Genomic DNA, 14,040 nt, shown 5'->3' with positions numbered 1-14,040 from the left:
GACGTAGCGATTCGAAAGACCGCACGTGCGACGGCCGCGCGCACGCTGCGTCGAAACCAACAAGCGGCTGCATCCTGTTCGATGAAGACAAGGAGACACTGGAGATGAAACGCAGAACGTTCGTAACGCTGGCCGCCGCTGCCGCGGTGGTGATCGGGAGCCCGGTTGCGCATGCGGCCGATCCGGTCAAGATCGGCTTCCTGGTGAAGCAGCCGGAAGAGCCGTGGTTCCAGGACGAGTGGAAGTTCGCCGAGATGGCGGCGAAGGCGAAAGGCTTCACGCTCGTGAAGATCGGTGCGCCGTCCGGCGAGAAGGTGATGAGCGCGATCGACAACCTGTCCGCGCAGAAGGCGCAGGGCTTCATCATCTGCACGCCCGACGTGAAGCTCGGGCCGGGCATCGTCGCGAAGGCGAAGTCGCACAACCTGAAGATGATGACGGTCGACGACCGCCTCGTCGACGGCGCGGGCAAGCCGATCGAGTCGGTGCCGCACATGGGGATCTCCGCGTACAACATCGGCAAGCAGGTCGGCGACGGCATCGCGGCCGAGATCAAGAAGCGCGGCTGGGACATGAAGGACGTCGGCGCGATCGACATCACCTACGAGCAGCTGCCGACCGCGCACGACCGCACGAGCGGCGCGACCGACGCGCTGGTGGCCGCCGGCTTCCCGAAGGCGAACGTGATCGCCGCGCCGCAGGCGAAGACCGACACGGAGAACGCGTTCAACGCGGCGAACATCGCGCTCACGAAGAACCCGCAGTTCAAGCACTGGGTGGCGTACGGCCTGAACGACGAGGCCGTGCTCGGCGCGGTGCGCGCGGCCGAAGGGCGCGGCTTCAAGGCCGACAACATGATCGGCATCGGCATCGGCGGCTCCGATTCGGCGCTGAACGAGTTCAAGAAGCCGCAGCCGACGGGCTTCTACGGCACCGTGATCATCAGCCCGAAGCGCCATGGCGAGGAAACCTCGGACCTGATGTACGCGTGGATCACGCAGGGCAAGGCACCGCCGGCGCTGACGCTGACGACGGGCATGCTCGCGACGCGCGACAACGTGTCGAAGGTGCGCGACGAGATGGGGCTCGCGTCGAAGTAAGCGGCCCGCCGGCTGCCGCGGCGATGCGGCGGCCGGCGGTCGATCGATTCCGGAAGTGGAGAGACGACGTGTCAGCGGCACTGCGTTTTGACAATATCGGCAAGGTATTTCCCGGCGTGCGCGCACTCGACGGCATCTCGTTCGACGTGCATGCGGGCGAGGTGCATGGCCTGATGGGCGAGAACGGCGCGGGCAAGTCGACGCTGCTGAAGATTCTCGGCGGCGAATACCAGCCCGATGCGGGCAGCGTGCTGGTCGACGGCCAGCACGTGCAGTTCGCGAATGCGGCCGCGTCGATCGCGGCCGGCATCGCGGTGATTCACCAGGAGCTGCAGTACGTGCCCGACCTGACGGTCGCGGAAAACCTGCTGCTCGGCCGCCTGCCGAATGCGTTCGGCTGGGTGAGGAAGCGCGAGGCGAAGCGCTACGTGCGCGAGCGGCTCGCGGCGATGGGTGTCGATCTCGATCCCGATGCGAAGCTCGGGCGGCTGTCGATCGCGCAGCGGCAGATGGTCGAGATCTGCAAGGCGCTGATGCGCAATGCGCGCGTGATCGCGCTCGACGAACCGACCAGTTCGCTGTCGCATCGCGAGACCGAGGTGCTGTTCAAGCTCGTCGACGACCTGCGCGCGCAGGGCCGCGCGCTGATCTACATCTCGCACCGGATGGACGAGATCTACCGGCTCTGCAATGCGTGCACGATCTTCCGCGACGGGCGCAAGATCGCGTCGCACGAATCGCTCGGCGACGTGCCGCGCGAACGGCTCGTCGCCGAAATGGTCGGGCGCGAGATTTCGGATATCTACCATTACGCGCCGCGCACGCTCGGCGACGTGCGGTTCTCCGCCGAAGGCGTCGACGGCCATGCCCTGCGCGAACCCGCGAGCTTCTCGGTGCGCGCGGGCGAGATCGTCGGCTTCTTCGGGCTGGTCGGCGCGGGCCGCAGCGAGCTGATGCGGCTCGTGTACGGCGCGGATCACCGGCGCGCGGGCGTGCTGACGCTCGACGGCGCGCGCATCGACGTGAAGCGCACCGGCGACGCGATCCGCCACGGCATCGTGCTGTGCCCCGAGGATCGCAAGGAAGAAGGGATCATCGCGATCGCGTCGGTCGCGGAGAACATCAACATCAGCTGCCGCCGCCATTCGCTGCGCGCGGGGCTGTTCATCAACCGCAAGGCCGAAAGCGAAACCGCCGACCGCTTCATCCAGCGGCTCAAGATCAAGACGCCGAACCGGCGCCAGAAGATCCGCTTCCTGTCGGGCGGCAACCAGCAGAAGGCGATCCTGTCGCGCTGGCTCGCGGAGCCCGACCTGAAGGTCGTGATCCTCGACGAGCCGACCCGCGGGATCGACGTCGGCGCGAAGCACGAGATCTACGACGTGATCTACCGGCTCGCGGAGCGCGGCTGCGCGATCGTGATGGTGTCGTCGGAGCTGCCGGAAGTGCTCGGCGTGTCCGACCGCATCGTCGTGATGCGCGAAGGCCGGATCGCGGGCGAGCTGCCGCGCGAACGGGCGAACGAGCACGCGGTGCTGAGCCTGGCGCTGCCGCAGACGAGCGCCGTCGAGGCGGCCTGACGCGGGACACGACAATCGAATCGGACGCGCGGCACGGGCCGCGCGATGCAGGAGCAGGAGACACAATCATGCAAGTCAACGAAAACCTCGGCAGCGCCGCCGTGAAGCCCACGGCCGACGCGCTGGTGCCGCAGCAGAGCGACCGCCAGAAGTGGTGGCAGCACCTGACCGAATACAGCCTGATCGCGATCTTCGCGGTGATGTTCATCACGATGTCGCTGACGGTCGATCATTTCTTCTCGATCGACAACATGCTCGGCCTCGCGCTGTCGATCTCGCAGATCGGCATGGTCGCGTGCACGATGATGTTCTGTCTGGCGTCGCGCGACTTCGACCTGTCGATCGGCTCGACCGTCGCGTTCTCGGGCGTGCTGTGCGCGATGGTGCTGAACGCGACCGACAACACGTTCGTCGCGATCGTCGCCGCGGTCGCGGCCGGCGCCGCGATCGGCTTCGTGAACGGCGCGGTGATCGCGTACCTGCGCATCAACGCGCTGATCACGACGCTCGCGACGATGGAGATCGTGCGCGGGCTCGGCTTCATCGTGTCGAAGGGGCAGGCGGTCGGCGTGTCGTCGGATACGTTCATCGCGCTCGGCGGGCTGTCGCTTTTCGGCGTGTCGCTGCCGATCTGGGTCACGCTGCTGTGCTTCATCGCGTTCGGCGTGCTGTTGAACCAGACGGTGTATGGCCGCAACACGCTCGCGATCGGCGGCAATCCCGAGGCGTCGCGTCTCGCGGGGATCAACGTCGAACGCACGCGCGTGTACATCTTCCTGATCCAGGGCGCGGTGACGGCGCTCGCGGGCGTGATCCTCGCGTCGCGCATCACGTCGGGCCAGCCGAACGCCGCGCAGGGCTTCGAGCTGAACGTGATCTCCGCGTGCGTGCTCGGCGGCGTGTCGCTGATGGGCGGCCGCGCGACGATCTCCGGCGTCGTGATCGGCGTGCTGATCATGGGCACCGTCGAGAACGTGATGAACCTGCTGAACATTGACGCGTTCTACCAGTACCTGGTGCGCGGCGCGATCCTGCTCGCGGCCGTGCTGCTCGACCAGCTGAAGAACCGCGGCGTACGCGACTGACCCCGGCCTGCCCTGACGGAGACGAACCGCATGACCATCGACACTTCCGCGCACGACGCGCACACCACGAGCCACGCGCGCTATGCACGGTATCCGAGCCTCGAGGATCGCGCGGTGCTGATCACGGGCGGCGCGACCGGCATCGGCGCGGCGTTCGTCGAACACTTCGCGTTGCAGGGCGCACGCGTCGCGTTCGTCGACCTCGACGCGAGCGCCGGCGCCGCGCTGGCGGACAGCCTCGCGCACGTACGCCATGCGCCGCTGTTCATCCAGTGCGACCTGACCGACGTCGGCGCGCTGCGCCATGCGATCGACGCGATCCGCGCGCGCATCGGCGCGATCGCGGTGCTCGTGAACAACGCGGCGAACGACGCGCGCCACGCGATCGGCGACGTGACGCCCGAATCGTTCGACGCGGGCATCGCGGTGAACCTGCGTCACCAGTTCTTCGCCGCGCAGGCGGTGATCGACGACATGAAGCGGCAGGGCGGCGGCGCGATCATCAATCTCGGCTCGATCAGCTGGATGCTGAAGAACGGCGGTTATCCCGTCTACGTGATGGCGAAGGCGGCCGTGCAGGGCCTGACGCGCGGCCTCGCGCGCGACCTCGGCCCGTTCGGCATCCGCGTGAATTCGCTGGTGCCGGGCTGGGTGATGACCGACAAGCAGCGCCGGCTGTGGCTCGACGACGCGGGCCGCGCGGCGATCAAGGCCGGCCAGTGCATCGACGCCGAACTGCTGCCCGCCGATCTCGCGCGGATGGCGCTGTTCCTCGCGGCCGACGACAGCCGGATGATCACCGCGCAGGACGTGATCGTCGACGGCGGCTGGGCCTGACCGTTCGCACGACCCGCATTGTTTCTTCGACGAAGGAAAGGAGTTCATCATGACCGCCACGTCCTCGCGCGCATCGTCGTCCACCAGCCAGTCGCGACGCGCGCGCCTGGCCGCCGCCGCGCAGCCGGTCAGCCCCGGCCCGCAGACGGCCGCCTTCGCGCAGGGCGTCGGCGCCGCGCATGCGGCGGCCGTCACGCTGTCGAACGCGGCGCTGCGGCTCGACGTGCTGCCGCATCTCGGCGGCGGCATCGCGCGCTTCGACTGGCGCGGCGACAACGGCGCGTTGATGCCGGTGTTCCGCCGCTGCGACCACCCGGAGACGGCGACGGACCCGAACCAGCTCGCGTGCTACCCACTGCTGCCTTACTCGAACCGCATCGGCGGCGCGCGTTTCGAATGCGACGGGCGCAGCGTCGCGGTGCCGCGCAACCGCCGCGACGAGCCGCTGCCGATCCATGGCGACGGCTGGCTCGCGCCATGGCAGGTGGACGATGCGACCGCCACGTCGCTGCAGCTGTCGCTCGATCGCACCGCCGGTGCGCCGTATGCGTTCCGCGCGATCCAGTCGTTCGAGCTCGACGATACGACGCTGTCGATCGCGCTGACGATCGAGAATGCGGGGCGCGCGCGATTGCCGTTCGGGCTCGGTGTGCATCCGTTCCTGGTGCGCGACGACGTGACCGAGCTGGCCGCGGCCGCCGGCGGGCTGTGGCTGTCGGGCGCCGATTTCCTGCCGGTGCGGCACGTGAGCGTGCCGCCGGCCTGGCAGTTCGGCGTCGCGTATCCGCTGCCGGCCGCGCTCGTCAATCACGCATTCACCGGCTGGGGCGGCCACGCGACGGTGAGCTGGCCGCGCCGCGGACTGTCGCTGACGGTGGCGGCCGACGCCGATGCGTACGTGCTCTATACCCCGCCCGGCGAGGATTTTTTCTGCTTCGAGCCGGTCGATCATCCGATCAACGCGGTGAACCTGCCGGGCGGCGCGACCGCGCACGGGATGACGCTGCTCGCGCCCGGCGAGCGGCTCACGCGGCGGTTCGCGTTCACCGTCGAGCGCGCCGATGCGCGCGGCAATGGCGCGACACGCGAGGCGCGCCGGCGACGCGGGTAAAATACGCGGTCTACCAACGGTTTGCCGCGAGTACCCGCCATGTCTTCCCCGCTTACTTTCATCGAATCGCTGCGCGCCGCGTGGCAGCGCACGAATTCGCTGCTGTGCGTCGGCCTCGATCCCGAGCCGTCGCGCTTTCCCGTGCAGTTCGAGGGCCAGCCCGACGCGATCTTCGAATTCTGCCGGCAGATCGTCGACGCGACCGCGCAATACGCGAGCGCGTTCAAGCCGCAAATCGCCTACTTCGCCGCGCATCGCGCGGAAGACCAGCTCGAGCGCCTGATCGCGCACATCCACCTCCAGCACCCGGGCCTGCCCGTGATCCTCGACGCGAAGCGCGGCGACATCGGCAGCACGGCCGAGCAGTACGCGCGCGAAGCGTTCGAGCGCTATCGGGCGGACGCCGTCACGGTGAACCCGTACATGGGCTACGACTCGGTCGAGCCGTACTTCGAGCACGAAGGCAAGGGCGTGATCGTGCTGTGCCGCACGTCGAACCCGGGCGGCTCCGACCTGCAGTTCCTCGACACGAACGGCCGGCCGCTGTACCAGGTCGTGGCCGATCTCGCGGCGAACAAGTGGAACGCGAAGAACGGCCAGCTCGGCCTCGTGGTCGGCGCGACGTTCCCGAAGGAAATCGAGATCGTGCGCGGGATCGTCGGCGACATGCCGTTGCTGATCCCCGGCATCGGCGCGCAGGGCGGCGACGTGCAGGCGACCGTCAACGCAGGCCGCACGGCCGACGGCACCGGCATGATGATCAACTCGTCGCGCGCGATCCTGTACGCGAGCAAGGGCGAGGATTTCGCCGAAGCCGCGGCGCTCGCCGCGCAGAAGACCCGCGACACGATCAACGCGCATCGCTGATCGAGAATGGCGCCGGCTGCCCGCGCGGGCAGCCGGTTCCGGCAGGCCCGCGTTCGCGGGCCCGTGCCGCTTTCTCCGCCTTACCGCGTCCGTTTCCCGCCTTCCCGGCCGTCGCACTGACGCGCACGGGCAATTTCCCGTCGTTTCCGCACCGCATGTCCGCGCGCCAATCGCGCGATGCTCGCGCTTGTCATCGATCTGTAACGAAACCGTCAAGAAAGGGAGTGACGCCATGCCCAAGCTGTCCCGACGTCTTCTGAGCGCGCTTGCCGCGTCGTTGTGCATGAGCTTCGCCCACGCGGCGGACCTGTCGCACTGGCCGGCCGACAGCGCGAAGGCGTTGAACGCGATGATCGCCGCGCACGCGAACCGCGGCGACTACGCGGTGTTCGACGCCGACAACACGACCTATCGCTACGACCTCGAGGAGTCGCTGCTGCCGTACCTGGAGAACCGCGGCGTGCTGACGCGCGACACGCTCGACCCGTCGCTGAAGCTGATCCCGTTCAAGGATTCCGCCGACTACAAGGAATCGCTGACGAGCTATTACTACCGGCTCTGCGAGATCGACGACCTGGTCTGCTACCCGTGGATCGCGCAGGCATTCGCCGGGCAGTCGCTGGCCGACCTGAAGCGCCACGTCGACGCGATGCTCGCCGACGGCAAGCCGATCCCGATCCGCTACTGGCAGGGCGACAAGGTGGCCGACGGCACGGTGAACCCACCGCGTTTCTTCCGCGGGATGCAGGAGCTGTACAACGCGCTGCGCGAGAACGGGATCGAGGTCTACGTGATGACGGCCGCGCACGAGGAGCTCGCGCGGCTCGTGCTGTCCGACCCGAAGTACGGCTACAACGTGAAGCCGCAGAACGTGATCGGCGTGACGACGCTGCTGCGCAACCCGGCGACCGGCGCGCTGACGACGTCCCGGTTGCAGATCAAGGCGGGCAAGTACGACGAGGCCGCGAACCGCAGCCTCGTGATCACGCCGTTCCTGATGAACCCGATGACGTGGTACGAAGGCAAGCTCGGCTCGATCGTCGGCTGGATCGACCAGTGGAAGAAGCCGGTGCTCGTCGCGGGCGACACGCCGACGTCCGACGGCTACATGCTGCTGAACGCGACCGACGTCGCGCGCGGCGGCGTGCGCGTGTGGGTGAACAAGAAGGACAAGCAGATGGCGCAGATCCGCGCGTGGTCGGATGAATCGGCCGCGCGGCAGAAGTCGCTCGGCCTGCCGGTCACGGCGGACAAGAACTGGATCGTCGTGAAGCCCGACGCGATCCAGTAAGCGGGCCGGCAGGGCGCGGCGGGCGCCCCGGCCGGTCAGCCCTCGCGCTCGTCGAGCAGCTTCAGCAGCCCGCGCAGGGCATGCGCGGCCGCCTGCGTGCGGATCTGATCGCGGTCGCCCTTGAACACGAGCGTCTCGACGTCGGTATGCAGCCGGTTGCTCCAGCCGAACGACACGGTGCCGACCGGTTTCTTCTCGCTGCCGCCGGCCGGGCCCGCGATACCGGTGACGGACAGCGCGACCTGCGCGCGGCTGTTGCGCAGCGCGCCTTCGGCCATCGCGCGCGCGACGGGCTCGCTGACGGCGCCGTGCTTGTCGATCAGGTCGGGCGGCACGCCGATCATGTCGATCTTGGCCTGGTTCGAGTACGTGACGAAGCCGCGCTCGAACCACTGGCTGCTGCCGGAGATGTCGGTGATCGCGGTGGCGATCATGCCGCCGGTGCAGGATTCGGCGGTGGCGAGCGTCAGGTGCTCGTCACGCAGCTTGTTGCCTGCGCGGATCGCAAGCTGGTGGACGACGGAATCGGTTGGCATGCGCGTCGGGAAACGGGAGTCGGGAAATCGGTCAGCCGACGACGGAGCGCCACAGGGCGATCACGAGCAGCGTCATGAACGCGGCGACCAGGTCGTCGACCATGATGCCGAGCCCGCCTTTCAGGCGGCGCTCGAAATAGCGGATCGGCGGCGGCTTGAGCATGTCGAAGATGCGGAACGCGACGAACGCCCATAGCTGGCCGATGAAGGTCGCGGGCGTGACGAACAGCATCACGAGCCAGATCGCGACGATTTCGTCCCAGACGACGGCGCCCGGATCGGACGTGCCCATCTTTCTCGCGGTGAAGCCGGTGAGCCACGTGCCCGCCACGAAGCCGACCGCGATCAGCGCCCACCATTCGGGCACCGTCAGGTAGCGGTTGAGCACGACGAACGTGAGCCAGCCGAACAGCGAGCCGAACGTGCCGGGCATGAGCGGCGCGAGCCCGCTGCCGAAGCCGAGCGACACGAGGTGCGCGGGGTGCGACAGCATGAAGCGCGCGGTCGCGCGCCGCGGCGCGTGTCCGCCAGGTGCGGAGCCGGGCTCGGCCGCAGCGTGCGGGGGCGTCGGGTCAGTCTGCATGGAAGTGGTCGAAGCCGTGCAACGTGAGGGCGAGGGGCGCGCCGGCGGCGTCGCGCCACGCGATCGCGGGCTGTTCCGACGGCGCGGACAACGCGCGTATTGTACCGATTCGCGTGACCGGCACGCCGGCCGTCAGGCCGGCCGCTTCGACCGCCGCGCGGGCCGCCGCCGGCGCGGTGAAGCACAGTTCGTAGTCGTCGCCGCCGGCCAGCGTGCAGCGTCGCTGCACGTCGGGCGGCAGCGTCGTGAGCGCGGCCGAGCGCGGCACCGCGTCGGCATCGATCTCGGCGCGCACGTGCGAGCGGGCAAGGATGTGCTGCAGGTCGCCGGCGAGGCCGTCCGAGATGTCGAGCGCCGCGTGCGCGACGCCCGCGAGCGCCAGGCCGAGCGCGATGCGCGGCTCGGGGCGCTCGAGCGCGTGCCGGAACGCAGCCGCTTCGGCCGCGCCGGCCACCCATTCGCCGCGCGCGACGCCGAGGCCGGCGCGCGCATCGCCGAGCGTGCCGGACACCCAGACGTCGTCGCCGTCGCGCGCGGCATCGCGCCGCAGTGCGGCGTCGGGCGCGACTTCGCCGAATACGGTGACGCACAGGTTCAGCGGGCCGCTCGTGGTGTCGCCGCCGATCAGCTCGCAGCCGTAGCGCTCGGCGAGCGCGAACAGCCCGTTGCTGAATGCTTCCAGCCACGCCGCGTCGGCACGCGGCAGCGCGCACGCGAGCGTGAAGGCACGCGGTTCGGCGCCCATCGCCGCGAGGTCGGACAGGTTGACCGCGAGCGTCTTGTGGCCGAGCGCATCGGGCGCGACATCGGGAAAGAAGTGGCGGCCTTCCACCAGCATGTCCGTCGAAATGGCCAGCAATTTCCCGGATCGCGGCGCGATCAGCGCGCAATCGTCGCCGATGCCGAGCGTCGACGCGCGCGCGCCCTGCGCGGCGCGGCGCGTGAAGAAGCGTTCGATCAGTGAAAACTCGGAGAGGGCGGCTGGCACGGCGGGCGATCCGGAACGGTTGAAGGAACGGCATTGTACGAGGCGAACGGCGGCGCTTCTGCACCATCCGGTACATTTTTGTCGCGGCTGTTGCACCCGAATCGCCGGTCTGGCGGCCGATGATTGGCGCTACAATGCCGTCGAACAGTTATTCTAATCCGCCCGTCACGAGACACATGTCCACCCAATCCTCCTCCAAAGCCAAGCTCCGCGAAGCCGCCCTCGACTATCACGAATTCCCGACCCCCGGGAAAATCGCGATCGCCCCGACCAAGCAGATGATCAACCAGCGCGACCTCGCGCTCGCGTACTCGCCGGGTGTGGCGTACGCGTGCGAGGAGATCGTCGAGAATCCGCTCAACGCGGCACGCTTCACCGCGCGCAGCAACCTGGTCGGCGTCGTCACGAACGGCACGGCGGTGCTCGGCCTCGGCAACATCGGGCCGCTCGCGTCGAAGCCGGTGATGGAAGGCAAGGCGGTGCTGTTCAAGAAGTTCGCGGGCATCGACGTGTTCGACATCGAGCTGAACGAGTCGGATCCGCACAAGCTCGTCGACGTGATCGCCGCGCTGGAGCCCACCTTCGGCGGGATCAACCTGGAAGACATCAAGGCACCTGACTGCTTCATCGTCGAGCGCGAAGCGCGCAAGCGGATGAAGATCCCGGTGTTCCACGACGACCAGCACGGCACCGCGATCGTCGTGGCCGCCGCCGTCACGAACGGGCTGAAGGTCGTCGGCAAGGACATCAAGAAGGTCAAGCTCGTCGCGTCCGGCGCGGGCGCGGCCGCGCTCGCGTGTCTCGACCTGCTGGTCGACATCGGCCTGCCGCTCGAGAACATCACGGTGACCGACCTGGCCGGCGTGGTCTACAAGGGCCGCACCGAGCTGATGGACCCGGACAAGGAGCGTTTCGCCCGCGAAACGGAAGCCCGGACGCTGGCCGAAGTGATCGACGGCGCGGACATCTTCCTCGGCCTGTCGGCCGCCGGCGTGCTGAAGCCGGAGATGGTGAAGGGCATGGCCGAGCGCCCGCTGATCCTCGCGCTCGCGAACCCGACGCCGGAAATCCTGCCGGAAGCGGCGCTCGAAGTGCGCCCCGACGCGATCCTCGCGACCGGCCGCACCGACTACCCGAACCAGGTCAACAACGTCCTGTGCTTCCCGTTCATCTTCCGTGGCGCACTCGACGTCGGCGCGACGACGATCACGCGTGAAATGGAGATCGCGGCCGTCAACGCGATCGCCGAGCTCGCGCAGCACGAGCAGAGCGACATCGTCGCGACCGCGTACGGCATCCAGGATCTGTCGTTCGGGCCCGAATACCTGATTCCGAAGCCGTTCGATCCGCGCCTGATCGTGAAGATCGCGCCGGCCGTCGCGCAGGCCGCGATGGACGGCGGCGTCGCGACGCGCCCGATCGAGGACATGGAAGCCTACAAGCAGCACCTGCAGCAGTTCGTGTACCACAGCGGCACGACGATGAAGCCGATCTTCCAGATCGCGCGCGCTGCGCCGGAAGAGAAGAAGCGCGTTGTATTCGCGGAAGGCGAAGAAGAGCGCGTGTTGCGTGCCGTTCAGATCATCGTCGACGAAAAACTCGCGAAGCCGATCCTGATCGGCCGCCCGTCGGTGATCGAGCACCGTATCCAGCGCTATGGCCTGCGCCTGACGCCGGGCACCGATTTCACGGTCGTCAACACCGAGCACGACGAGCGCTACCGCGACTTCTGGCAGACGTACTACAAGATGATGGCGCGCAAGGGCATCAGCGAGCAGCTCGCGCGCGTCGAGATGCGCCGCCGCACCACGCTGATCGGCTCGATGCTGGTGAAGAAGGGCGAAGCGGACGGGATGATCTGCGGCACGATCAGCACCACGCACCGCCACCTGCACTTCATCGACCAGGTGATCGGCAAGCGCCCGGGCTGCAGCGTGTATGCGGCGATGAACGGCCTCGTGCTGCCGGGCCGCCAGATCTTCCTCGTCGACACTCACGTGAACGTCGATCCGACCCCGGAGGAACTGGCGGAGATCACGATCATGGCCGCGGAAGAAGTGCGCCGCTTCGGCATCGAGCCGAAGGTCGCGCTGGTGTCGCACTCGAATTTCGGCACGAGCAACGCACCTTCGGCGAAGAAGATGCGCGATACGCTCGCGATCCTGCAGGAACGTGCACCGGAGCTGAAGGTCGATGGCGAGATGCACGGCGACGTCGCGCTCGACGCGGCGCTGCGCAAGGAAATCCTGCCGGAATCGACGCTGGAAGGCGAAGCGAACCTGCTGATCCTGCCGAACATCGACGCCGCGAACATCGCGTACAACCTGCTGAAGACGGCTGCGGGCAACAACATCGCGATCGGGCCGATCCTGCTGGGTGCCGCACAGCCGGTGCACGTGCTGACCGAATCGGCGACCGTTCGTCGCATCGTCAACATGGCGGCGCTGCTGGTCGCCGACGTGAACGCCGCGCGCTGAGCCAAAACGAACGCGCCAGGCCGGTCGAACCGGCGTGGCGCGTCGGGCGAAATTGTAAACAAAAGCAAAAAGAGGCGTGCCCGCAATGGGCACGCCGCGGGCAGGGCGCAAACGCGCTTCCCTCAAGGCAACAGCAGCATCTCTCCACTCCTGGTAGCGAGCGCAGCAAGGAGGCAGGTCTTGCCGTACGAGAGATGCCGCCTTTATTTTATCCTGTGTAAGATAAATGTAGTGTGATTTCGGTAAAAAATGCGTAATTCCGGACATCGCGATGCTTTCGATTCCCAAACGGACATTGATTCGCGCGGCCAATAACGCTACGCTAACGCCTTTGTTGGTCGTCAACTACTTGATTTAACAGCGGGAACCCTGGTTCATGGCACGCAAGTGGCTCCGCAACGGCGCGCTCGCGTCCGTCTTCGCGATGTTCGCGATGGGTATCGTCGGCACGCCGACGGGCAGTCTGGTTTCCGCCGCTTACGCACGGGAGGCCGTTCCGGCCGACGTCGCGGCGAGCGGGCTCGATACGATCCCGACCGCCAGTCTTCCGCGCGAGGCCGTGACCACGCTGGGCCTGATCGGCGCCGGCGGCCCCTATCCGTACGAGAAAGACGGCGTCGTGTTTGGCAACCGCGAGCGGATCCTGCCAAAAGCGAAGCGCGGCTACTACCATGAGTACACGGTACCGACGCCGCGTGCCCGCAATCGCGGCGCGCGCCGGATCGTCTGTGGCGGGCCGTTGCGCCGGATCGACAACTGTTATTACACGGGCGACCACTACAACAGTTTTAAACGTATTGTTGAATGACTTCGGGACGAATGGCATGAGCGACTCCATCTACGCGCACGAAACGGCGGCGGCGGAACTGTTCGCGGCCGGCGACGGCAACCTGTTTCAGCGCGTGATTCAACTGCACGCGGCGGCGCAGGCCGGCGGCACGCCGGAGCAACAGGAAGCCGAGCCCGGGCTTTCATCGAACGAGGAGCCTATGAGCCTTTTCACGACCGTGCGACCCAATCTCGTGCAGTCGATCCGCGCGTTCCGCGTGCAGGATCTTGCCGACGAAGCCGGCCGGCTCGGCCAGCATTTCCTGTATGCATATTGCGGCGCCGCGCAGTCGAAGCAGGAAGTGATGGAAACGATCGCGACATCGTTCCTGTTCCCGAAACATTTCGGGAAGAACTACGACGCGCTGTACGACTGCCTGACCGACCTCGTCGCGAAGGCCGGCGCGCAGCCCGGTTTCGTGATCGTCCTCGAAGGGCTGCCGATCGCGCAGAAATTCGACAAGGAAGGGCGCGAGACGCTGCTCGACGTGTTCCGCGAGGCGGCCGAATTCTGGGCCGAGCGCAAGGTCGCGTTCCGCGTGTTCTACTCGTTCGCATAAGCACGGGTCGGCCAACGGCCGATCCGGTGAAACACCTGCCCAAAGCCCGCTTCGAGCGGGCTTTTTTGCGTCCGCGCGCGATGCGCTGCACGCGCCGCGCCCGGCCCGACAAAAGCCTTTCATCGCGCACCTTTTTCCGCGACAATCGGTCAGCCCGGCCGCGGCCGCCGCGCCGGGCGCACAACACCAATCATTCG

General features: G+C 67.6%; 13 protein-coding genes. 10 read left to right on the top strand and 3 right to left on the bottom strand.

Annotated features, from left to right (window positions below; all coding sequences use genetic code 11):
• The first annotated feature begins 104 nt into the window (after positions 1 to 104).
• The 7 genes from ABIC51_RS31400 to ABIC51_RS31370 all read left to right on the top strand — a co-directional run bounded on the left by ABIC51_RS31400 (position 105) and on the right by ABIC51_RS31370 (position 7,871).
• Positions 105 to 1,100, top strand: coding sequence for an arabinose ABC transporter substrate-binding protein (locus ABIC51_RS31400; RefSeq protein WP_027788415.1), 996 nt, complete (start codon positions 105 to 107; stop codon positions 1,098 to 1,100).
• A gap of 68 nt (positions 1,101 to 1,168) precedes the next feature.
• The gene (araG, locus tag ABIC51_RS31395; RefSeq protein WP_175897932.1) at positions 1,169 to 2,680 is read left to right on the top strand and encodes an L-arabinose ABC transporter ATP-binding protein AraG; all 1,512 of its coding nucleotides are present in this window, start codon (positions 1,169 to 1,171) and stop codon (positions 2,678 to 2,680) included.
• Positions 2,681 to 2,748: 68 nt separating this feature from the next.
• Positions 2,749 to 3,765, top strand: coding sequence for an L-arabinose ABC transporter permease AraH (gene araH, locus ABIC51_RS31390; protein ID WP_060359803.1), 1,017 nt, complete (start codon positions 2,749 to 2,751; stop codon positions 3,763 to 3,765).
• A 30-nt stretch (positions 3,766 to 3,795) separates the two neighbouring features.
• Complete coding sequence (locus ABIC51_RS31385) at positions 3,796 to 4,602, top strand: SDR family NAD(P)-dependent oxidoreductase (RefSeq protein WP_175897931.1); 807 nt, start codon at positions 3,796 to 3,798, stop codon at positions 4,600 to 4,602.
• A gap of 49 nt (positions 4,603 to 4,651) precedes the next feature.
• The gene (locus tag ABIC51_RS31380) at positions 4,652 to 5,713 is read left to right on the top strand and encodes an aldose 1-epimerase (protein WP_059697857.1); all 1,062 of its coding nucleotides are present in this window, start codon (positions 4,652 to 4,654) and stop codon (positions 5,711 to 5,713) included.
• 39 nt (positions 5,714 to 5,752) lie between these two features.
• Positions 5,753 to 6,580 (top strand): orotidine-5'-phosphate decarboxylase, encoded by an 828-nt coding sequence (pyrF, locus tag ABIC51_RS31375; RefSeq protein WP_059697855.1) that lies wholly within the window; start codon positions 5,753 to 5,755, stop codon positions 6,578 to 6,580.
• Between the two features lie 232 nt (positions 6,581 to 6,812).
• Positions 6,813 to 7,871 carry a hypothetical protein gene (locus ABIC51_RS31370; RefSeq protein ID WP_027788409.1) on the top strand — a complete coding sequence of 353 codons (1,059 nt, stop codon included), beginning with the start codon at positions 6,813 to 6,815 and terminating at the stop codon, positions 7,869 to 7,871.
• A 35-nt stretch (positions 7,872 to 7,906) separates the two neighbouring features.
• Here the strand turns inward: ABIC51_RS31370 and ABIC51_RS31365 are convergent, their stop codons facing one another.
• The 3 genes from ABIC51_RS31365 to thiL are packed head-to-tail and all read right to left on the bottom strand — an operon-like array spanning position 7,907 to position 9,978.
• Positions 7,907 to 8,407, bottom strand: a complete 501-nt coding sequence (locus ABIC51_RS31365; RefSeq protein WP_021161868.1) for a CinA family protein — start codon at positions 8,405 to 8,407, stop codon at positions 7,907 to 7,909.
• Between the two features lie 31 nt (positions 8,408 to 8,438).
• Positions 8,439 to 8,990, bottom strand: a complete 552-nt coding sequence (locus ABIC51_RS31360) for a phosphatidylglycerophosphatase A family protein (RefSeq protein ID WP_175897930.1) — start codon at positions 8,988 to 8,990, stop codon at positions 8,439 to 8,441.
• Positions 8,980 to 9,978, bottom strand: coding sequence for a thiamine-phosphate kinase (gene thiL / locus ABIC51_RS31355; RefSeq protein WP_175897929.1), 999 nt, complete (start codon positions 9,976 to 9,978; stop codon positions 8,980 to 8,982). Before thiL ends, ABIC51_RS31360 begins: the two co-directional genes overlap by 11 nt.
• A 134-nt stretch (positions 9,979 to 10,112) precedes the next feature.
• Between thiL and ABIC51_RS31350 the strand changes: the two genes are divergently transcribed.
• From ABIC51_RS31350 to ABIC51_RS31340, 3 genes are all read left to right on the top strand, one after another.
• Positions 10,113 to 12,455 (top strand): NADP-dependent malic enzyme, encoded by a 2,343-nt coding sequence (locus ABIC51_RS31350; protein ID WP_027788406.1) that lies wholly within the window; start codon positions 10,113 to 10,115, stop codon positions 12,453 to 12,455.
• A gap of 376 nt (positions 12,456 to 12,831) precedes the next feature.
• Entirely contained in the window at positions 12,832 to 13,263 is a 432-nt protein-coding gene (locus tag ABIC51_RS31345) for a guanyl-specific ribonuclease (protein ID WP_006476946.1), read from the top strand.
• A 16-nt stretch (positions 13,264 to 13,279) separates the two neighbouring features.
• Entirely contained in the window at positions 13,280 to 13,843 is a 564-nt protein-coding gene (locus tag ABIC51_RS31340; RefSeq protein ID WP_021159266.1) for a barstar family protein, read from the top strand.
• The last annotated feature ends 197 nt before the right edge of the window (positions 13,844 to 14,040 follow it).

This window comes from Burkholderia sp. 572 (assembly GCF_040545135.1).
Taxonomy (GTDB): domain Bacteria; phylum Pseudomonadota; class Gammaproteobacteria; order Burkholderiales; family Burkholderiaceae; genus Burkholderia; species Burkholderia cepacia.
The sequence above is the reverse complement of the archived record's forward strand: the minus strand, read 5'-3'. Positions and strand labels throughout refer to the sequence as shown.

Coding starts and splice junctions, on each gene's coding strand:
- ABIC51_RS31400 (WP_027788415.1), top strand. CDS start 105: ATGAAACGCAGAACGTTCGTAACGCTGGCCGCCGCTGCCGCGGTGGTG.
- araH (WP_060359803.1), top strand. CDS start 2,749: ATGCAAGTCAACGAAAACCTCGGCAGCGCCGCCGTGAAGCCCACGGCC.
- ABIC51_RS31385 (WP_175897931.1), top strand. CDS start 3,796: ATGACCATCGACACTTCCGCGCACGACGCGCACACCACGAGCCACGCG.
- ABIC51_RS31380 (WP_059697857.1), top strand. CDS start 4,652: ATGACCGCCACGTCCTCGCGCGCATCGTCGTCCACCAGCCAGTCGCGA.
- pyrF (WP_059697855.1), top strand. CDS start 5,753: ATGTCTTCCCCGCTTACTTTCATCGAATCGCTGCGCGCCGCGTGGCAG.
- ABIC51_RS31370 (WP_027788409.1), top strand. CDS start 6,813: ATGCCCAAGCTGTCCCGACGTCTTCTGAGCGCGCTTGCCGCGTCGTTG.
- ABIC51_RS31365 (WP_021161868.1), bottom strand. CDS start 8,407: ATGCCAACCGATTCCGTCGTCCACCAGCTTGCGATCCGCGCAGGCAAC.
- ABIC51_RS31360 (WP_175897930.1), bottom strand. CDS start 8,990: ATGCAGACTGACCCGACGCCCCCGCACGCTGCGGCCGAGCCCGGCTCC.
- ABIC51_RS31350 (WP_027788406.1), top strand. CDS start 10,113: ATGCCGTCGAACAGTTATTCTAATCCGCCCGTCACGAGACACATGTCC.
- ABIC51_RS31345 (WP_006476946.1), top strand. CDS start 12,832: ATGGCACGCAAGTGGCTCCGCAACGGCGCGCTCGCGTCCGTCTTCGCG.
- ABIC51_RS31340 (WP_021159266.1), top strand. CDS start 13,280: ATGAGCGACTCCATCTACGCGCACGAAACGGCGGCGGCGGAACTGTTC.